The organism is Salmonella sp. SAL00672, from assembly GCF_046552175.1.
GTDB classification, from domain to species: Bacteria; Pseudomonadota; Gammaproteobacteria; order Enterobacterales; family Enterobacteriaceae; genus Salmonella; species Salmonella enterica.
Genome location: NZ_JBGDUQ010000013.1, coordinates 60984 through 80129, shown reverse-complemented (window position 1 = coordinate 80129; position 19146 = coordinate 60984). Strand labels below are relative to the sequence as shown.

17 protein-coding genes and 2 pseudogenes are annotated in these 19146 nt (G+C 53.5%); 15 read left to right on the top strand and 4 right to left on the bottom strand.

The window, feature by feature from the left end:
- Position 1: 1 nt before the first annotated feature.
- Complete coding sequence (ilvY, locus tag ACLJTG_RS21780; RefSeq protein ID WP_000365798.1) at positions 2–889, bottom strand: HTH-type transcriptional activator IlvY; 888 nt, start codon at positions 887–889, stop codon at positions 2–4.
- 163 nt (positions 890–1052) lie between these two features.
- Between ilvY and ilvC the strand changes: the two genes are divergently transcribed.
- On the top strand, positions 1053–2528 hold the full coding sequence (gene ilvC / locus ACLJTG_RS21775) for a ketol-acid reductoisomerase (protein WP_000024948.1): 1476 nt from the start codon (positions 1053–1055) through the stop codon (positions 2526–2528).
- 93 nt (positions 2529–2621) lie between these two features.
- Here the strand turns inward: ilvC and ppiC are convergent, their stop codons facing one another.
- On the bottom strand, positions 2622–2903 hold the full coding sequence (ppiC, locus tag ACLJTG_RS21770; RefSeq protein ID WP_001096806.1) for a peptidylprolyl isomerase PpiC: 282 nt from the start codon (positions 2901–2903) through the stop codon (positions 2622–2624).
- Between the two features lie 193 nt (positions 2904–3096).
- Here ppiC and ACLJTG_RS21765 point away from each other — a divergent pair.
- The 3 genes and pseudogenes from ACLJTG_RS21765 to rep all read left to right on the top strand — a co-directional run.
- Positions 3097–3252: pseudogene (locus ACLJTG_RS21765) on the top strand (Crp/Fnr family transcriptional regulator); the annotation flags it as partial.
- Positions 3204–3341 (top strand): annotated as a pseudogene (locus tag ACLJTG_RS21760) (nicotinamide riboside transporter PnuC); the annotation flags it as partial. The pseudogenes ACLJTG_RS21765 and ACLJTG_RS21760, both read left to right, overlap by 49 nt.
- A gap of 99 nt (positions 3342–3440) precedes the next feature.
- The gene (gene rep / locus ACLJTG_RS21755; protein WP_001238842.1) at positions 3441–5465 is read left to right on the top strand and encodes a DNA helicase Rep; all 2025 of its coding nucleotides are present in this window, start codon (positions 3441–3443) and stop codon (positions 5463–5465) included.
- A gap of 39 nt (positions 5466–5504) precedes the next feature.
- Here rep and gppA read toward each other — a convergent pair whose 3' ends face one another.
- Complete coding sequence (gene gppA / locus ACLJTG_RS21750) at positions 5505–6986, bottom strand: guanosine-5'-triphosphate,3'-diphosphate diphosphatase (protein ID WP_001089450.1); 1482 nt, start codon at positions 6984–6986, stop codon at positions 5505–5507.
- A 136-nt stretch (positions 6987–7122) separates the two neighbouring features.
- Positions 7123–8388: an ATP-dependent RNA helicase RhlB gene (rhlB, locus tag ACLJTG_RS21745; protein WP_000047525.1), complete on the bottom strand. Its 1266-nt coding sequence runs from the start codon at positions 8386–8388 to the stop codon at positions 7123–7125.
- 143 nt (positions 8389–8531) lie between these two features.
- Here rhlB and trxA point away from each other — a divergent pair, with 143 nt between their 5' ends.
- From trxA to rffA, 11 genes are all read left to right on the top strand, one after another.
- Positions 8532–8861 carry a thioredoxin TrxA gene (gene trxA, locus ACLJTG_RS21740; protein WP_001280776.1) on the top strand — a complete coding sequence of 110 codons (330 nt, stop codon included), beginning with the start codon at positions 8532–8534 and terminating at the stop codon, positions 8859–8861.
- Between the two features lie 247 nt (positions 8862–9108).
- The gene (locus tag ACLJTG_RS21735; RefSeq protein ID WP_134820045.1) at positions 9109–9192 is read left to right on the top strand and encodes a rho operon leader peptide; all 84 of its coding nucleotides are present in this window, start codon (positions 9109–9111) and stop codon (positions 9190–9192) included.
- Between the two features lie 87 nt (positions 9193–9279).
- Positions 9280–10539 carry a transcription termination factor Rho gene (gene rho / locus ACLJTG_RS21730; RefSeq protein ID WP_001054532.1) on the top strand — a complete coding sequence of 420 codons (1260 nt, stop codon included), beginning with the start codon at positions 9280–9282 and terminating at the stop codon, positions 10537–10539.
- 229 nt (positions 10540–10768) lie between these two features.
- Positions 10769–11872: a UDP-N-acetylglucosamine--undecaprenyl-phosphate N-acetylglucosaminephosphotransferase gene (gene wecA, locus ACLJTG_RS21725; RefSeq protein ID WP_000771937.1), complete on the top strand. Its 1104-nt coding sequence runs from the start codon at positions 10769–10771 to the stop codon at positions 11870–11872.
- A gap of 11 nt (positions 11873–11883) precedes the next feature.
- Positions 11884–12930, top strand: coding sequence for an ECA polysaccharide chain length modulation protein (gene wzzE, locus ACLJTG_RS21720; protein WP_000193413.1), 1047 nt, complete (start codon positions 11884–11886; stop codon positions 12928–12930).
- A 55-nt stretch (positions 12931–12985) separates the two neighbouring features.
- A complete protein-coding gene (wecB, locus tag ACLJTG_RS21715; RefSeq protein WP_079951524.1) occupies positions 12986–14116 on the top strand; it encodes a non-hydrolyzing UDP-N-acetylglucosamine 2-epimerase in 1131 nt (376 codons plus the stop codon).
- Complete coding sequence (wecC, locus tag ACLJTG_RS21710; RefSeq protein WP_000011238.1) at positions 14113–15375, top strand: UDP-N-acetyl-D-mannosamine dehydrogenase; 1263 nt, start codon at positions 14113–14115, stop codon at positions 15373–15375. Before wecB ends, wecC begins: the two co-directional genes overlap by 4 nt.
- Positions 15375–16442, top strand: a complete 1068-nt coding sequence (rffG, locus tag ACLJTG_RS21705; protein ID WP_000822143.1) for a dTDP-glucose 4,6-dehydratase — start codon at positions 15375–15377, stop codon at positions 16440–16442. Before wecC ends, rffG begins: the two co-directional genes overlap by 1 nt.
- Before the next feature lie 32 nt (positions 16443–16474).
- On the top strand, positions 16475–17356 hold the full coding sequence (gene rfbA, locus ACLJTG_RS21700) for a glucose-1-phosphate thymidylyltransferase RfbA (RefSeq protein WP_000676077.1): 882 nt from the start codon (positions 16475–16477) through the stop codon (positions 17354–17356).
- A complete protein-coding gene (rffC, locus tag ACLJTG_RS21695) occupies positions 17334–18011 on the top strand; it encodes a dTDP-4-amino-4,6-dideoxy-D-galactose acyltransferase (protein ID WP_001145154.1) in 678 nt (225 codons plus the stop codon). The genes rfbA and rffC overlap by 23 nt, the downstream gene beginning before the upstream one ends.
- 4 nt (positions 18012–18015) lie before the next feature.
- Entirely contained in the window at positions 18016–19146 is a 1131-nt protein-coding gene (rffA, locus tag ACLJTG_RS21690) for a dTDP-4-amino-4,6-dideoxygalactose transaminase (RefSeq protein WP_079951525.1), read from the top strand.

Below are 19146 nucleotides of genomic sequence, written 5' to 3'. Positions count from 1 at the left end.
ACTAATTCGGTAAAATCTTCCAGAACGCATCAATTAGCGGCTCATGCAGCCGCTTTTTTTGCGCGCAGACGCCGAGTTCAAACGGCGTTTTTTCATCGCTGCGTTCTAAAATCATCACCCGGTTGCGCACTGGCTCCGGGCTGTTTTCCAGCACCACTTCCGGCAGCAGCGCCACGCCGCAGCCCAGCGCCACCATTGAGACCATCGCTTCGTGACCGCCGACGGTGGCGTAAATCTGCGGATTGCTGATTTTATGCCGGCGGAACCATAGCTCAATGCGACGGCGTACCGGCCCCTGGTCGGCCATGATAAACGGCACCGTCGACCAGTCTGGCTTGTCGACCGAAACCTGATTACGCACCGGGCAGGGCAGCGCCGGGGCGATCAGCACCACCGCCAGATTTTCCAGCATCGAAAACGCCACTGCGCCGGGCAGCGTTTCTGGTTTGCCGGCGATTGCCAGATCGGCCTCGCCGGTGACTACTTTTTCCATCGCATCGGCGGCGTCGCCGGTGGTGAGCTTAATTTCCACCGAGGGATGCTCGGCGCGAAAACGGTCGAGGATTGGCGGCAGGTGGCTGTATGCCGCGGTCACTGAACAGAAGATATGGAGTTCGCCGGAAAGGGACGGCCCCTGCTGATCGAGGGTATGGCGCAGCTGCTGGTACTGCAAAAGCGTCTGTTGGGCAAACACTCGCAGCTCTTCACCCGCTTCGGTCAGCGTGACCGTACGGTTATCGCGCACAAACAGCGGCTGGCCGAGATCTTCTTCCAGCCGCTGAATCTGCCGGGAGAGCGTGGAGGGGCTGACGTGCATCGCCCGCGCGCTGCGGCCAAAGTGGCGGCTTTCCGCCAGATGCAGGAAGGTTTTTAGATCGCGTAAATCCACAGACAGACCTCCGGTTTTTGACGTTGCATAAACCGCAACATAACGTTGTGAATATATCAATTTCCGCAATAAATTTCCTGTTGTAATGTGGGTTCATTCGCACAGATAGCAATCTGTAAACCGAACAATAAGCGCGACACACAACATCACGGAGTACACCATCATGGCTAACTACTTTAATACACTGAATCTGCGCCAGCAGCTGGCACAGCTGGGTAAATGCCGCTTTATGGGCCGCGACGAATTCGCCGACGGCGCGAGCTACCTTCAGGGTAAAAAAGTGGTCATCGTCGGCTGTGGCGCTCAGGGTCTGAACCAGGGCCTGAACATGCGTGACTCCGGTCTGGATATTTCCTACGCCCTGCGTAAAGAAGCCATTGCTGAGAAGCGTGCTTCCTGGCGTAAAGCGACCGAGAACGGCTTCAAAGTAGGCACCTACGAAGAGCTGATCCCGCAGGCTGACCTGGTAGTTAACCTGACGCCGGACAAACAGCACTCCGACGTGGTGCGTTCCGTACAGCCGCTGATGAAAGACGGCGCGGCGCTGGGCTACTCCCACGGCTTCAACATCGTGGAAGTGGGCGAGCAGATCCGTAAAGACATCACCGTGGTGATGGTGGCGCCGAAGTGTCCGGGCACCGAAGTACGTGAAGAATACAAGCGTGGCTTCGGTGTGCCGACGCTGATCGCCGTTCACCCGGAAAACGATCCGCAAGGCGAAGGCATGGCGATTGCTAAAGCCTGGGCGGCGGCGACCGGCGGTCACCGTGCGGGCGTACTGGAGTCTTCTTTCGTGGCGGAAGTGAAATCCGACCTGATGGGCGAGCAGACCATCCTGTGCGGTATGCTGCAGGCCGGTTCTCTGCTGTGTTTCGACAAGCTGGTGGCAGAAGGCACCGACCCGGCTTATGCGGAAAAACTGATTCAGTTCGGCTGGGAAACCATCACCGAAGCGCTGAAGCAGGGCGGCATCACCCTGATGATGGACCGTCTGTCTAACCCGGCGAAACTGCGTGCTTACGCGCTGTCCGAACAGCTGAAAGAGATCATGGCGCCGCTGTTCCAGAAACACATGGATGACATCATCTCCGGCGAATTCTCTTCCGGCATGATGGCTGACTGGGCTAACGACGATAAGAAACTGCTGACCTGGCGTGAAGAGACCGGCAAAACCGCGTTCGAAACCGCGCCGCAGTATGAAGGCAAAATCGGCGAGCAGGAGTACTTTGATAAAGGCGTGCTGATGATCGCGATGGTGAAAGCGGGCGTTGAGTTGGCGTTCGAAACTATGGTGGATTCCGGCATCATCGAAGAATCCGCTTACTACGAATCACTGCACGAGCTGCCGCTGATCGCCAACACCATCGCCCGTAAGCGTCTGTACGAAATGAACGTGGTTATCTCTGATACCGCAGAATACGGTAACTACCTGTTCTCTTACGCTTGCGTACCGCTGCTGAAACCGTTTATGGCGGAATTGCAACCGGGCGATCTGGGTAGTGCTATCCCGGAAGGCGCAGTAGACAACGCACAGCTTCGCGACGTGAACGACGCGATTCGTAGTCATGCGATTGAGCAGGTAGGTAAGAAACTGCGCGGCTATATGACGGATATGAAACGCATTGCGGTAGCGGGTTAATGTAGGCAGTGTCGGGTGGCGCTAGCGCTTACCCGACCTACAAAATCAAGCAGACGATGTAGGCCGGGTAAGGCGTAGCCGCCACCCGGCTTTTTATTTGCGATACAATACTTTAATGATGTGGTAACCGAACTGAGTATGCAGCGGGCCGGTTGGCTCCAGTACCGGGCAGGAAAAGACTACTTTATCGAATGCCGGAACCATCTGGCCCTGACGAAATTCGCCTAAATGACCGCCTTTTTTACCGGATGGGCAGATAGAATGCTTCTTCGCCAGCTTCTCAAAATCGCCGCCGTTTTTAATTTGCTCCAGAAGATCTAAAGCCAGTTTCTCTTCTTTTACAAGAATATGCAGTGCTGCTGCCATTTTTGCCATTATTGTGTTCTCACGTCGCAAAGATTGGCCGTCACTTTATCACTCCTTAGGCCGTCAGACATATACTCTTCGCCATTACAGGACAGATGTCCCGCCTGATTTAATGAACCGGGAGATAAGCGGCATTTTTAGCAGGCGTATTTCGGATGTGCGGGACGGCGGTCCTGTCCTTTCTGACAAGGGGCGAGATACCATGAACATAATGAAAAACGCAGAATTTCCAGACGACTGGCTTTTAGGGCTACGCCAGGTCGTACGCGACCCAGTGCTCTATGAATTACTCAAATACTGCCCGTTGGAAATCATGCAGTACAGGGCGTTTATGCGATGTCGCTTGAGTATGTTCTGCTGACGGCGATCGCGCTAATGGGTTCTTTCAGTTGGATCAAGAGCGCACAGCGTAATGGCTATATGCCGCTTGCCGCCAGAGCCTGCTGATTGACCTTTTCCAGGCTGCCTGAAAAAGCAGCCTGGTCTTCTCTGGGCCTCGCTTTCTGCTACAATCCCTCCCCCGTTCGAAGATTGAGCACTATTCCCATGCGTTTAAATCCCGGCCAACAACACGCTGTCGAATTCGTCACCGGACCCTGCCTGGTGCTGGCAGGAGCGGGTTCTGGTAAAACTCGCGTGATTACCAATAAAATCGCCCACCTGATCCGCGGATGCGGCTATCAGGCCCGGCATATTGCGGCGGTGACGTTTACCAACAAGGCAGCGCGTGAGATGAAAGAACGGGTCGGGCAGACGCTCGGCCGTAAGGAAGCGCGCGGTTTGATGATCTCCACCTTTCATACGCTAGGGCTGGATATTATTAAGCGCGAGTACGCTGCGCTGGGGATGAAATCGAACTTTTCATTGTTTGACGATACCGACCAGGTCGCCTTGCTCAAAGAGCTGACCGAAGGCCTGATCGAAGACGACAAGGTTCTGTTGCAACAGCTGATCTCCACGATCTCCAACTGGAAAAACGATCTCAAAACGCCTGCACAGGCAGCGGCGGGGGCGAAAGGTGAACGCGATCGTATTTTTGCCCACTGCTACGGGCTTTACGACGCCCATATGAAGGCATGTAACGTTCTCGATTTTGATGATTTGATTTTGCTGCCGACGCTGCTGCTGCAACGCAATGACGAGGTGCGCGAGCGCTGGCAGAATAAAATTCGTTATCTGCTGGTGGATGAATATCAGGATACTAACACCAGCCAGTATGAGTTGGTTAAGCTGCTGGTCGGGCAACGCGCGCGCTTTACGGTCGTAGGCGATGACGATCAGTCTATCTACTCCTGGCGCGGGGCGCGTCCGCAAAACCTGGTGTTACTGAGCCAGGATTTTCCGGCGCTGCAGGTGATTAAGCTGGAGCAAAACTATCGTTCTTCGGGCCGCATCCTGAAAGCGGCGAATATTCTCATCGCCAACAATCCGCACGTCTTTGAAAAGCGCCTCTTTTCCGAGCTCGGTTACGGCGCGGAACTCAAAGTGTTAAGCGCAAACAATGAAGAACATGAAGCTGAGCGCGTTACCGGCGAACTGATTGCCCATCACTTTGTGAACAAGACCCAGTACAAGGATTACGCCATTCTGTATCGCGGGAATCATCAGTCGCGGGTATTTGAAAAATTCCTCATGCAGAACCGTATTCCGTACAAAATTTCCGGCGGCACCTCATTTTTCTCCCGTCCGGAGATTAAAGACCTGCTGGCCTACCTGCGGGTGTTGACCAACCCGGATGATGACAGCGCTTTCCTGCGCATCGTGAATACGCCAAAACGCGAAATCGGTCCGGCCACGCTGCAAAAGCTGGGTGAATGGGCAATGACGCGTAATAAGAGCCTGTTTACCGCCAGCTTTGATATGGGACTTAGCCAAAAGCTGACCGGACGTGGTTACGATTCATTGACGCGTTTTACCCACTGGCTGGGGGAAATCCAGCGTCTGGCCGAACGCGAGCCTGTCGCCGCCGTGCGCGATCTCATCCACGGTATTGACTATGAATCCTGGTTGTACGAAACCTCGCCGAGCCCCAAAGCGGCGGAAATGCGTATGAAAAACGTTAACCAGCTCTTTAGCTGGATGACTGAGATGCTGGAAGGCAACGAACTCGATGAGCCGATGACGCTGACCCAGGTGGTTACACGCTTTACGCTGCGCGATATGATGGAGCGTGGCGAGAGCGAAGAAGAGCTGGATCAGGTACAGTTGATGACGCTTCATGCGTCGAAAGGACTGGAATTCCCGTATGTCTATATGGTGGGAATGGAAGAAGGATTTTTGCCGCATCAAAGCAGCATTGACGAAGATAATATTGAGGAAGAGCGTCGGCTGGCCTATGTTGGGATCACTCGCGCGCAGAAAGAGCTCACCTTTACATTATGTAAAGAGCGCCGTCAGTATGGGGAACTGGTGCGCCCGGAACCCAGCCGCTTCCTGTTAGAACTCCCGCAGGATGATTTAATCTGGGAGCAGGAGCGCAAAGTGGTAAGCGCTGAGGAGCGAATGCAAAAAGGGCAAAGTCACCTGGCTAATCTGAAAGCCATGATGGCGGCAAAGCGAGCGAAATCGTAGGCCGGATAAGCGAAGCGCCATCCGGCAATCAGACGATGGTTAGCGAACGTCCAGCGGCCAGTGTACATAGCTTTGCCACTGGCTTTCCTGATCAATCAACTCTTTACCCAGCGGGTGATGCGCCAGCCAGTCGCCAGGCAAGGTTAACGTCAGATTTTCATTTAGCGCCCGTAGCGTAATTTCTGGTACCAGATCGTCACGACGGCGACCAGCAAAAAGAATCGCCAGTCGCAGCAAACGGCATAGCTGTTCCGCAACACGGGGCGGTACCGCGTTTTGCTGATGAAGCGAAGAGAGATCGACCGGATTGGTCTGATTCAGTAAGAGGGTGGCGAGCAATTTTTTCTGCGCGGGCGTATAGCCAGGCAGATCCAAATGGCGTACTAAATAGGCGGCATGATAGGGCGCCTGTTTAAAATCAACGCTCAGACCGATCTCATGCAATTGGCAAGCGCTCAGCAACAGTTCACGACTAATAGGCTCAATATGCCAGGCATTTTCTACCTGTTTGAGGAAGTTATCTGCCAGCTTCGCCACGCGATTTGCCTGATCGGTATCGACGATGAACCGACGCTGAATGTTTCGCAGCGTGCGGCTGCGGATATCCTGATCTACCGCCAGATGCAACATCCCATACACCAGCCCTTCGCGTAACGCGCCGCCTGCCAGCGTCATGCTCTGGATGTTCAGCTCGGTAAATATCGCGATCAGAATAGCCAGCCCGCTTGGGAAAACCAGCGCGCGCTCCAGCGTCAGGCCTTCGATTTCCAGCTCTTCCAGACGCCCGCACTGTATCGCGCGTTGTTTTAGCTGCTGCAGTTTGGCGAGCGTAATGCGCTCGTCCATCCCCTGCGCCATCATGATTTCCTGCAATGCCTGTACGGTGCCGGAGGCACCCACGCAGACCTTCCAGCCATGAAAACGCAGTTCATCGGCGACCGGACGCAGTACATCGCGCGCGGCCTTCTCCGCATCATCAAAGTTTTCTTGCGCCAGATTACGATCGCTAAAATAGCGTTCAAGCCACGTTACGCAGCCCATGGACAGGCTAAATAGCGACGTGGTTTGCGCGCCTGTGCCGGTAACCAGTTCAGTGCTGGCGCCGCCGATATCCACCACCAGTCGCTGATCTGCGCCGCCGGTGGTATGAGCGACCCCCTGATAAATCAGCCGCGCCTCTTCTTCGCCGCTGATAACCTGCACCGGACAACCAAGGATAGTCTGCGCTTTCGCGATAAATTCACCCGCATTGACGGCGAGACGCAATGTTGCGGTGGCAACCACGCGGATTTGTGGCTGCGGGATATCCTGCAAACGTTCAGCAAACAGACGCAGGCATTGCCAGCCGCGTTCCATCGCTTCGGCTGAAAGGTGGTTGTCGTTGTTCAGACCCGCGGCCAGACGCACCTTGCGTTTTATTCGGGTCAGCGTCTGGATGCTTCCCGCCGCCTCGCGCACGACCAGCATATGAAAACTATTGGAACCGAGATCAATGGCGGCATACAACGAGGTGGAATTCATACACTTCATCCTTCAACCTGTATCCGTGTTGGCTGCGTACACTCCCCTGAATCATTTACTAAAGTACGCTCATCGGGATTTGTTTTCTTGCCGCCTTGATACAGGCTAAATGATTTTGTGTATGGCATAACTTTTCTTAACCTGAACGACGACGATTACGCGGAGCGCCAGCACGACGCGGACCATTGCCAGGACGCGAACGCGTCAGACGCAACGGCTTGGGCAGATCGTTCATGAGCGCTTCCGGATTGTATTTGCTGACCGGAATCGAGTGGCCGATATAGCTCTCAATGGCGGGCAGATTCAGCGCATACTCTTCGCAAGCCAGGCTGATGGAATGTCCGCTGGCGCCAGCGCGACCGGTACGACCGATACGGTGAACATAGTCTTCACAATCGTCTGGCAGATCGTAGTTAAAGACGTGCGTTACGGCGGGGATATGCAACCCGCGCGCCGCGACATCGGTCGCCACAAGAATATCCAGATCGCCGCGGGTGAACTCATCCAGAATCCGCAGGCGCTTTTTCTGCGCGACGTCGCCGGTCAGCAGACCAACACGATGGCCATCTGCCGCCAGATGTCCCCAGATATCTTCGCAACGATGCTTGGTGTTGGCGAAAATAATGGCGCGATCCGGCCACTCTTCTTCGATCAGCGTTTGCAGTAAACGCATTTTCTCTTCATTAGAGGGGTAGAAAAGCTCTTCTTTAATGCGGTGGCCGGTCTTTTGCTCCGGTTCCACTTCAACATATTCGGCGTTGTTCATCTGTTCAAACGCCAGCTCGCGAACCCGATAAGACAGGGTGGCGGAGAACAACATGTTCAGACGCTGCGCAGCCGGCGGCATACGACGGAACAGCCAGCGGATATCTTTAATAAAGCCCAAATCGTACATGCGATCGGCTTCATCGAGTACGACGACCTGAATGGCGCCGAGGTTAATGTGGTTTTGTTTGGCGTAGTCGATCAGTCGGCCCGTCGTACCAATAAGAATATCAACGCCGCTTTCCAGCACTTTAAGCTGCTTGTCGTAACCATCGCCGCCGTAAGCCAGGCCTAATTTTAAGCCTGTCGCTTGCGCCAACGGCTCCGCGTCTGCGTGAATTTGTACGGCTAATTCACGCGTCGGCGCCATGATCAGCGCGCGCGGCTGGTTCACCTTGCGATCGTCGATCGCGGGATGAGAAAGTAAATAATGAAACGTTGACGTCAGAAACGCCATCGTTTTCCCGGTACCGGTTTGCGCCTGCCCTGCAACGTCACGACCCGCCAGCGTTAGCGGAAGGGCCAGTGCCTGAATGGGCGTACAATTATAAAACCCTTTTTTTTCAAGGGCTTCAACCACCTGTGGGTGCAGGGCGAAGTCGGAAAACTTCTGTTCTGTTAAATGTGTTTTGCTCATAGTGTGGTAGAATATCAGCTTACTATTGCTTTACGAAAGCGTATCCGGTGAAATAAAGTCAACCTTTGTTGGCGAAGTTAACATCAGCACCTCGTTGGTTAATGCTACACCAACACGCCAGGCTTATTCCTGTGGAGTTATATATGAGCGATAAAATTATTCACCTGACTGACGACAGTTTTGACACGGATGTACTCAAAGCGGACGGGGCTATCCTCGTTGATTTCTGGGCAGAGTGGTGCGGGCCGTGTAAAATGATCGCTCCGATTCTGGATGAAATCGCTGACGAATATCAGGGCAAATTGACCGTTGCCAAACTGAACATTGACCAGAACCCAGGTACTGCGCCTAAATATGGCATCCGCGGTATTCCGACTCTGCTGCTGTTTAAAAACGGCGAAGTGGCGGCAACCAAAGTAGGCGCACTGTCTAAAGGTCAGTTGAAAGAGTTTCTCGACGCCAATCTGGCGTAATACCTTTTATACGTCGAATGACAAAGGCGCTGTATGGTCAGGCGTCTGTCATTCGACGAATGATTAAGGTATCAGGCAGTTTCGTGGCGTCTGTTGTCCTTACGTTATTCTTAAATTGTCAGGATCTCTGGACGCCCGGTCTGAGTCGTGCTAAGTTAGTATTGACTTCGAATTAAACATACCTTATTAAGTTTGAATCTGGTTTTATCCGTCACTTCCCGTTTTTTCTCGCACGAGAAGTGGAAAGATTCCTGGCTCTTCGCTCATTCCGTCTTGTCGTTTCAGTTCTGCGTACTTTCCTGTGACCAGACAGCGAACAGACATGAGTTGATAGCCGTAAACAGGCATGGATGACCCTGCCATACCATTCACAACATTAAGTTCGAGATTTACCCCAAGTTTAAGAACTCACACCATTATGAATCTTACCGAATTAAAGAATACGCCGGTTTCTGAGCTGATCACTCTCGGCGAAAGTATGGGGCTGGAAAACCTGGCCCGTATGCGCAAGCAGGACATTATTTTTGCCATCCTGAAGCAGCACGCAAAGAGTGGCGAAGATATCTTTGGCGACGGTGTGCTGGAGATATTGCAGGATGGATTTGGTTTCCTCCGTTCTGCAGACAGCTCCTACCTCGCCGGTCCTGATGATATCTACGTTTCCCCCAGCCAAATCCGCCGTTTCAACCTCCGCACTGGTGATACCATTTCTGGTAAGATTCGCCCGCCGAAAGAAGGTGAACGCTATTTTGCGCTGTTGAAAGTTAACGAAGTTAACTACGACAAACCGGAAAACGCCCGTAACAAAATCCTCTTTGAGAACTTAACCCCGCTGCACGCAAACTCTCGTCTGCGTATGGAGCGTGGTAACGGTTCTACCGAAGACTTAACGGCGCGCGTTCTGGATCTGGCTTCGCCGATCGGTCGCGGCCAGCGCGGTCTGATTGTCGCGCCGCCGAAAGCGGGTAAAACCATGCTGCTGCAGAACATCGCGCAGAGCATCGCGTATAACCACCCAGACTGCGTGCTGATGGTGTTGCTGATCGACGAACGTCCGGAAGAAGTAACCGAGATGCAGCGTCTGGTGAAAGGCGAAGTGGTTGCGTCTACCTTTGACGAACCGGCATCCCGCCACGTTCAGGTTGCCGAAATGGTTATCGAGAAGGCGAAACGTCTGGTTGAACACAAGAAAGACGTTATCATCCTGCTCGACTCCATCACCCGTCTGGCGCGTGCCTACAACACCGTGGTGCCGGCGTCCGGTAAAGTACTGACCGGTGGTGTGGACGCTAACGCCCTGCATCGTCCGAAGCGTTTCTTCGGTGCGGCGCGTAACGTGGAAGAGGGCGGTAGCCTGACTATCATCGCGACGGCGCTAATCGATACCGGTTCCAAGATGGACGAAGTTATCTACGAAGAGTTTAAAGGCACCGGTAACATGGAGCTGCATCTCTCGCGTAAGATCGCTGAAAAACGTGTCTTCCCGGCTATCGACTACAACCGTTCCGGTACCCGTAAAGAAGAGCTGCTCACCACTCAGGAAGAGCTGCAGAAAATGTGGATCCTGCGTAAAATCATCCATCCGATGGGTGAGATTGACGCGATGGAATTCCTCATTAACAAACTGGCGATGACCAAAACTAATGACGACTTTTTCGAGATGATGAAGCGCTCATAACCTGGTCTTTACCTGAAAACGCCACGTTTTTACGTGGCGTTTTTGTTTTGCGATTCATCCTGGCGTCATGTCATATAAACTGGTCATCGGGATATGCGCTACAGAGTAACACCATGCACAATACACATTGTTTGCGGTAAAAAGTGTAATGTTCTAACAGGTCTCTTCTAGGAGCTGGCGTAACGCATTATACTTTAAGGAAATGATATATGCTGAGAGCACATACACTGTGAAGTTACTCACCGCTTTATCTGAGCTAATCAGTATTTTTTTATTCACGACCATTTTTATTTTTCTTGCGCGAAAAGTAGCCATAAAAATTGGTTTAGTGGATAAACCAAACTTTCGTAAACGACATCAGGGCGTTATCCCATTAGTCGGCGGGATTTCTGTGTTTGCAGGAATCTGCTTTATGTTTGGCCTCTCGGATTACTACATACCGCACTTATCGCTATATCTTATTTGCGCTGGTGTATTGGTTTTTGTTGGTGCGATGGATGACCGTTTTGATATCAGTGTAAAAATTCGTGCTGTGGTTCAGGCTGTTATTGCGGTTGTAATGATGGTTATCGCAAAACTTCACTTAGGTAGCCTTGGTTACATCTTTGGGCCTTGGGAGTTAGTGCTTGGCCCCTTTGGCTATTTCCTTACTCTGTTTGCGGTATGGGCGGCGATCAACGCTTTCAATATGGTGGACGGTATTGACGGCCTGCTGGGTGGGTTATCCAGCGTCTCATTTGCGGCGATGGGGCTGATTTTATGGTTTGATGGTCAGACTAGTCTGGCAATGTGGTGCTTTGCCATGATCGCCGCGATTCTGCCTTACATTATGCTTAATCTCGGTATTTTGGGGCGGCGTTACAAAGTCTTTATGGGCGATGCCGGTAGTACACTGATTGGCTTTACCGTCATCTGGCTCTTACTGGAAACGACGCAGGGGAAAACTCACTCTATCAGCCCGGTTACCGCGCTATGGATTATCGCTATTCCATTGATGGATATGGTGGCGATTATGTATCGCCGTCTGCGTAAAGGGATGAGCCCCTTTTCCCCTGATCGCCAACATATTCATCATTTGGTTATGCGAGCAGGGTTTACTTCCCGCCAGGCATTTGTTCTTATTACGCTCGCAGCGGCGATTCTGGCGGGAGTAGGCGTAACGGCAGAATACTCTCATTTTGTTCCTGAATGGGTTATGTTGGTGCTCTTTTTGCTAGCATTCTTCCTCTATGGCTACTGCATTAAGCGGGCCTGGAAGGTGGCGAGATTTATTAAGCGTGTGAAGCGTCGCCTGCGCAGGCAACGTGAGAACCGGCCAAACTTAACCAAGTAAATGAGGATACGATGACACAACCATTACCGGGGGCACGCGCGGTGAGCGCTGAAAATGAACTGGATATTCGCGGGTTGTTTCGTACTTTATGGGCTGGCAAATTCTGGATTATCGGCATTGGCCTGCTATTTGCCCTTATCGCGTTAGCCTATACCTTTTTTGCTCGTCAGGAGTGGAGTGCGACGGCGATCACCGATCGCCCAACCGTAAATATGTTGGGCGGTTATTACTCCCAGCAGCAGTTTCTGCGCAACCTGGATATTAAGACCGATCCTGCTTCTTCTGATAAGCCCTCGGTGATGGATGAAGCGTATAAAGAGTTCATCATGCAACTTGCCTCCTGGGATACGCGTCGCGATTTCTGGTTACAGACGGACTATTACAAGCAGCGAATGGTCGGGAATAGCAAAGCTGATGCGGCGATGCTTGATGAACTGATCAATAACATACAGTTTACGCCCGGCGATTTTACACGCGCCATCAACGACAATGTGAAGCTGATTGCTGAAACTGCGCCGGACGCCAATAATCTGCTGCGTCAGTATGTCGCATTCGCCAGCCAGCGGGCGGCGAGCCATCTGAATGATGAATTAAAAGGTGCCTGGGCTGCGCGTACCGTGCAGATGAAAGCCCAGGTCAAACGGCAGGAGGAGGTTGCGAAAGCGATCTATTCGCGTCGTGTAAACAGTATTGAGCAGGCGCTCAAAATTGCGGAACAACATAATATTTCTCGTAGCGCGACGGATGTCCCGGCAGATGAATTACCGGACTCAGAGCTTTTTTTACTCGGTCGCCCTATGTTGCAGGCGCGTCTTGAAAATCTGCAAGCGGTTGGCCCTGCGTTCGATTTGGACTACTTTCAAAATCGGGCAATGTTGAATACGCTTAATGTGGGGCCGACCCTGGACCCTCGTTTTCAGACCTATCGTTATTTGCGTACGCCGGAAGAACCGGTAAAACGTGATAGCCCACGCCGAGCCTTCCTGATGATTATGTGGGGTATCGTTGGGGCGCTAATCGGTGCGGGCGTTGCCTTAACCCGTCGCCGCACGATTTAGCAACACCTCTGCAGTAGGGGGCTGGGCCCCTACTGTCTATTCGAAGAGAATCGATGTGAAAGTACTGACTGTATTTGGTACACGACCGGAGGCCATTAAGATGGCGCCTCTGGTCCATGCGCTGGAAAAAGATCCTCATTTCGAGGCCAAAGTATGCGTTACTGCGCAGCATCGGGAGATGCTTGATCAGGTATTAACTCTTTTTTCTATTGTGCCTGATTTCGATCTCAACATTATGCAGCCGGGACAGGGGTTGACGGAAATTACCTGCCGAATTCTGGAGGGATTAAAGCCGATCCTGGCAGATTATAAACCTGATGTGGTGCTGGTTCATGGAGATACCACCACTACGATTGCTACCAGCCTGGCGGCTTTCTATCAACGAATTCCGGTAGGGCACGTAGAAGCCGGGTTGCGAACCGGCGATCTCTATTCCCCCTGGCCGGAAGAGGCAAACCGCACGCTGACCGGACATCTGGCGATGTACCACTTTGCGCCGACGGAAAACTCGCGGCAGAATCTGTTGCGGGAGAACATTCCGGATGAGCGCATTTTTGTCACTGGCAATACCGTTATCGACGCGCTGATCTGGGTACGCGATCGCGTTCTGACGAGCGATACATTACAGGCTGAACTGGCCGAGCAGTATCCTTTCCTCAACGCGAATAAGAAGATGATTTTGGTGACCGGTCATCGGCGTGAAAGCTTTGGTCAGGGCTTTGAGCATATCTGCCAGGCGCTGGCGGAAATCGCCGCCGCGAACCAGAATGTGCAAATTGTCTATCCGGTGCATCTCAATCCCAACGTCAGCGAACCTGTCAACCGTATCCTCGGCCATGTTGAAAACGTGGTACTGATTGAGCCGCAGGACTACTTACCTTTTGTCTGGCTGATGAATCACGCCTGGCTCATTCTGACCGATTCCGGCGGTATTCAGGAAGAAGCGCCGTCATTAGGTAAGCCGGTATTGGTCATGCGTGAAACCACAGAGCGTCCGGAAGCCATTACCGCTGGTACGGTAAGACTGATCGGCACGGACTCCCGGCGCATTGTGGCGGAAGTTATGCGTCTGCTGCACGACGAAAATGAATATCAAACCATGAGCCGCGCCCATAATCCTTATGGTGACGGGCAATCATGCGCGCGCATTTTACAGGCGTTAAAAAGTTATCGGGTATCGTTATGAGTTTTACGACCATTTCTGTTATTGGGCTGGGGTATATCGGATTACCGACTGCGGCCGCTTTTGCTTCCCGCCAGAAGCAGGTTATCGGCGTGGATATCAACCAACATGCGGTAGACACCATAAATCGCGGTGAAATTCACATCGTGGAGCCGGCGTTGGGCAATGTGGTGAAGATGGCGGTGGAAGGCGGCTTTCTGCGTGCGACGACGACACCTGTTGAGGCCGATGCGTACCTGATTGCCGTGCCGACGCCATTCAAAGGCGATCACGACCCTGATATGGCCTATGTGGAAGCCGCGGCGAAATCCATTGCGCCGGTATTAAAAAAAGGGGCACTGGTGATTCTGGAATCAACATCGCCGGTCGGCGCAACGGAGCAAATGGCTGGCTGGCTGGCCGGGATGCGCCCGGATCTGACCTTTCCCCAGCAGGCGGGCGAGCAGGCCGACGTGAATATCGCCTATTGTCCGGAGCGTGTGCTGCCGGGTCAGGTGATGGTGGAACTCATTAAAAATGACCGCGTGATTGGCGGTATGACGCCAGTATGTTCGGCTCGCGCCAGCGCGCTGTACAAAATTTTCCTTGAGGGCGAATGCGTTGTCACCAACTCGCGAACCGCAGAGATGTGCAAGCTGACGGAAAATAGCTTCCGTGATGTGAATATCGCCTTTGCGAATGAATTGTCGCTGATTTGCGCCGAACAGGGGATTAACGTCTGGGAATTGATCCGCCTGGCGAACCGCCATCCGCGCGTCAATATTCTGCAGCCGGGCCCAGGCGTTGGCGGGCACTGCATTGCGGTCGATCCGTGGTTTATTGTGGCGCAAAATCCGCAGCAGGCGAGACTGATTCGCACCGCGCGTGAAGTGAATGACGGCAAACCGCACTGGGTGGTCGATCAGGTAAAAGCCGCGGTCGCAGATTGCCTGGCGGCCACCGATAAACGCGCCAGCGAAGTGAAAATCGCCTGTTTTGGGCTGGCCTTTAAGCCGAATATCGACGATCTGCGCGAAAGCCCGGCGATGGGGATCGCGCAAAGTATCGCCCGCTGGCACAGCGGCGAAACCCTGGTCGTCGAACCGAATATCCGTCAGTTGCCGAAAAAATTGGACGGACTTTGCACGCTGGCGAAACTGGACGCGGCGCTGACCGCCGCCGATGTGCTGGTGATGCTGGTCGATCACGACGAATTTAAAGCGATTCCCGGCGATGCGGTTCATCAACGTTATGTGGTTGATACCAAAGGAGTCTGGCGCTGATGAAACGCATTCTGGTGACCGGCGGCGCAGGCTTTATCGGATCTGCGGTGGTGCGGCATATCATCCATGAAACGGCAGACGCGGTGGTGGTGGTGGATAAACTCACCTATGCGGGCAACCTGATGTCTCTGGCGTCGGTGGCGCAAAGCGACCGTTTCGCCTTTGAGAAGGTGGATATCTGCGATCGGGCATCACTGGAGCGAGTTTTCCAGCAGTATCAGCCCGATAGCGTGATGCACCTGGCGGCGGAAAGCCATGTAGACCGTTCCATCGACGGCCCGGCGGCGTTTATTGAAACGAATATCGTTGGTACTTACACCTTGCTGGAAGCCGCTCGCGCTTACTGGTCCGCGCTTGACGCGGACGCTAAAGCGGCGTTCCGCTTCCACCATATCTCCACCGATGAAGTGTATGGCGATCTGCATACTGCAGACGATTTCTTCACCGAAACCACGCCATATGCGCCAAGCAGCCCTTATTCCGCCTCCAAAGCCAGCAGCGACCATCTGGTACGCGCCTGGTTACGTACCTACGGTCTGCCTACGCTTGTCACCAACTGCTCTAATAACTACGGGCCCTACCATTTCCCGGAAAAACTGATCCCGCTGATGATTCTGAACGCGCTGGCGGGTAAACCATTGCCGGTCTATGGCAACGGTCAGCAAATTCGCGACTGGCTGTATGTAGAGGATCATGCCCGTGCGTTGTATCACGTGGTGACGAACGGTGCGGTGGGCGAAACGTATAATATCGGCGGTCATAACGAACGTAAAAATCTGGATGTGGTCAGGACGATCTGCGCTCTGTTGGAGGAACTGGCCCCGCAAAAACCGCAGGGTGTGGCGAATTATCACGATCTGATTACCTTCGTCGACGATCGACCCGGCCATGACTTACGCTATGCCATCGACGCGTCGAAAATCGCCCGCGAGCTGGGCTGGACGCCGCAGGAAACCTTCGAAAGTGGGATGCGAAAAACCGTTCAGTGGTATCTCGCCAATGAGGCCTGGTGGAAACCCGTGCAGGATGGCAGTTATCAGGGCGAACGCTTAGGACTGAAACGCTAAACGACAGGTTCTTACTCCTGGAGGAGAAACGAATGAAAGGCATCATTCTGGCGGGAGGTTCCGGTACCCGGTTGCATCCCATTACGCGCGGCGTATCAAAGCAGCTTCTGCCCGTCTACGACAAACCGATGATTTACTATCCGTTATCGGTGCTAATGCTGGCGGGCATTCGTGAGATCTTGATCATCACCACGCCGGAGGATAAACGCGACTTTCAGCGTTTGTTGGGCGACGGCGCAGCATTCGGTATCGATTTACATTATGCCGAGCAGCCCAGCCCGGATGGGCTGGCGCAGGCCTTTATCATTGGCGAAACGTTCCTCAACGGTGAACCCTCATGCCTGGTATTGGGCGACAATATCTTTTTTGGTCAGGGCTTTAGCCCCAAACTCCGTCAGGTCGCGGCGCGTACCGAAGGTGCCACAGTATTTGGCTATCAGGTCATGGACCCGGAACGCTTTGGCGTCGTGGAGTTTGACGATGATTTTCGCGCGCTCTCGCTGGAAGAAAAGCCGAAACAGCCTAAATCTAACTGGGCGGTCACCGGCCTCTATTTCTATGACAGCAAGGTCGTCGAGTATGCGAAGCGCGTGAAACCGTCCGGGCGTGGTGAGCTGGAGATCACTTCTATCAACCAGATGTATCTGGAGGAAGGTAAGCTGACCGTTGAACTGCTGGGCCGCGGCTTCGCCTGGCTGGATACGGGCACCCACGACAGTCTGATTGAGGCGAGCACTTTTGTGCAGACGGTGGAAAAGCGCCAGGGCTTCAAAATTGCCTGTCTGGAGGAGATTGCCTGGCGCAACGGCTGGCTGGATGATGATGGTTTGAAACGCGCCGCCAGTCAGCTTGAAAAAACCGGCTATGGCCAATATTTACTGGAGTTGCTCCGTGCCCGTCCGCGCCAGTATTGAACCGTTACTCTGGGAAAATACGTTTTTTGGCGTGAATAGCGGCATTGTGCGTATCGATGCCTCAGCGCCCGAATTAACGCCAGAAGCGCTGCAGGCGTGGCAACGCGTGCAGGTAAAAGTGCCGGCTGAAAACATCGCCTGGCTGTCGGCGTTGCAATCGCTGGGATTCTCTTTGGTTGAAGGCGAGGTGGATTTTGCGTTGCCGGTAAAAGGGCATCGCGACCAGCATGGCGCGGAAATTGCACACCTTAAAGACATTCCTGCTTTGCGTCAGTTGGCCGGAGAGGCGTTTACGCAGAGTCGTTTTCGCGCGCCGTGGTATGCGCCCGACGCCAGCGCCCGTTTTTACGCCCAGTGGATTGAGAATGCGGTACGCGGCACGTTTGATCACCAATGCCTGGTGCTTCGCACGGAGACAGGCGCTATCCGCGGTTACGTCTCGCTGCGGGAATTGAATGATACCGACGCGCGCATTGGCCTGTTGGCCGGACGCGGCGCGGGAGCGGAACTTATGCAGGCGGCGATCTGTTGGGCGCAGAGTCGCGGCAAAGCAACATTGCGGGTGGCGACCCAGTTGGGCAACACCGCCGCGCTTAAACGTTACATACAAAGCGGTGCCAACATCGAAAGCACTGCGTACTGGTTATACAGGTGACAACATGATTCCTTTTAATGCGCCGCCGGTGGTGGGAACCGAACTCGAATACATGCAGTCTGCAATGAGCAGCGGCAAACTGTGCGGCGACGGCGGCTTTACGCGTCGTTGCCAGCAGTGGCTGGAGCAACATTTCGGCAGCGCGAAGGTGTTGCTAACGCCTTCCTGTACCGCATCGCTGGAGATGGCGGCTCTGTTGTTGGATATTCAGCCCGGCGATGAAGTGATCATGCCGAGCTTTACGTTTGTCTCCACCGCTAACGCTTTTGTCCTGCGCGGCGCGAAAATTGTGTTTGTCGATATTCGTCCGGATACGATGAATATTGACGAAACGCTGATTGAGGCGGCGATTACTGATAAAACCCGCGCTATCGTGCCGGTACACTACGCTGGCGTCGCTTGTGAAATGGACGTCATCATGGCGCTGGCGGATAAGTATAATCTGTTCGTTGTCGAGGATGCCGCCCAGGGTGTGATGTCCACGTACAAAGGGCGCGCATTAGGGACGATCGGTCACATCGGCTGTTTTAGCTTCCATGAAACCAAAAATTACACCGCTGGCGGCGAAGGCGGCGCGACGCTGATCAACGATCGTACGCTGATTGAACGCGCGGAGATCATCCGCGAAAAAGGCACCAACCGTAGCCAGTTCTTCCGTGGTCAGGTGGACAAATACACCTGGCGGGATATCGGCTCCAGTTATTTGATGTCCGATCTGCAGGCTGCCTACCTGTGGGCGCAACTGGAGGCCGCCGATCGTATCAATCAACAGCGTCTGTCGCTGTGGCAGACTTACTACGATGCGTTAACGCCGCTGGCGCGCGCCGGGCGTATCAAGCTGCCTTCTATTCCGGAAAACTGCGGGCATAATGCCCATATGTTTTACATCAAACTGCGGGATATCGCCGATCGCAGCGCGCTGATTAATTTCCTGAAAGAGGCGGAAATCATGGCGGTATTCCATTACATTCCGCTGCATGATTGTCCGGCGGGCGATAAATTCGGCGAGTTTATCGGGGACGATATCTACACCACAAAAGAGAGCGAACGTTTGCTGCGTCTGCCGCTGTTTTATAACCTTGCGCCCGTCGATCAACGAACGGTGATTACTACCTTGCTAAATTATTTCTCCTGA

Excerpts from the sequence above, each read along its gene's own strand:
- rffG (WP_000822143.1), top strand. The coding sequence starts at position 15,375 with ATGAAACGCATTCTGGTGACCGGCGGCGCAGGCTTTATCGGATCTGCG.
- rhlB (WP_000047525.1), bottom strand. The coding sequence starts at position 8,388 with ATGAGCAAAACACATTTAACAGAACAGAAGTTTTCCGACTTCGCCCTG.
- ppiC (WP_001096806.1), bottom strand. The coding sequence starts at position 2,903 with ATGGCAAAAATGGCAGCAGCACTGCATATTCTTGTAAAAGAAGAGAAA.
- rho (WP_001054532.1), top strand. The coding sequence starts at position 9,280 with ATGAATCTTACCGAATTAAAGAATACGCCGGTTTCTGAGCTGATCACT.
- ilvC (WP_000024948.1), top strand. The coding sequence starts at position 1,053 with ATGGCTAACTACTTTAATACACTGAATCTGCGCCAGCAGCTGGCACAG.
- wzzE (WP_000193413.1), top strand. The coding sequence starts at position 11,884 with ATGACACAACCATTACCGGGGGCACGCGCGGTGAGCGCTGAAAATGAA.
- trxA (WP_001280776.1), top strand. The coding sequence starts at position 8,532 with ATGAGCGATAAAATTATTCACCTGACTGACGACAGTTTTGACACGGAT.
- wecC (WP_000011238.1), top strand. The coding sequence starts at position 14,113 with ATGAGTTTTACGACCATTTCTGTTATTGGGCTGGGGTATATCGGATTA.
- rep (WP_001238842.1), top strand. The coding sequence starts at position 3,441 with ATGCGTTTAAATCCCGGCCAACAACACGCTGTCGAATTCGTCACCGGA.
- gppA (WP_001089450.1), bottom strand. The coding sequence starts at position 6,986 with ATGAATTCCACCTCGTTGTATGCCGCCATTGATCTCGGTTCCAATAGT.
- rfbA (WP_000676077.1), top strand. The coding sequence starts at position 16,475 with ATGAAAGGCATCATTCTGGCGGGAGGTTCCGGTACCCGGTTGCATCCC.
- rffA (WP_079951525.1), top strand. The coding sequence starts at position 18,016 with ATGATTCCTTTTAATGCGCCGCCGGTGGTGGGAACCGAACTCGAATAC.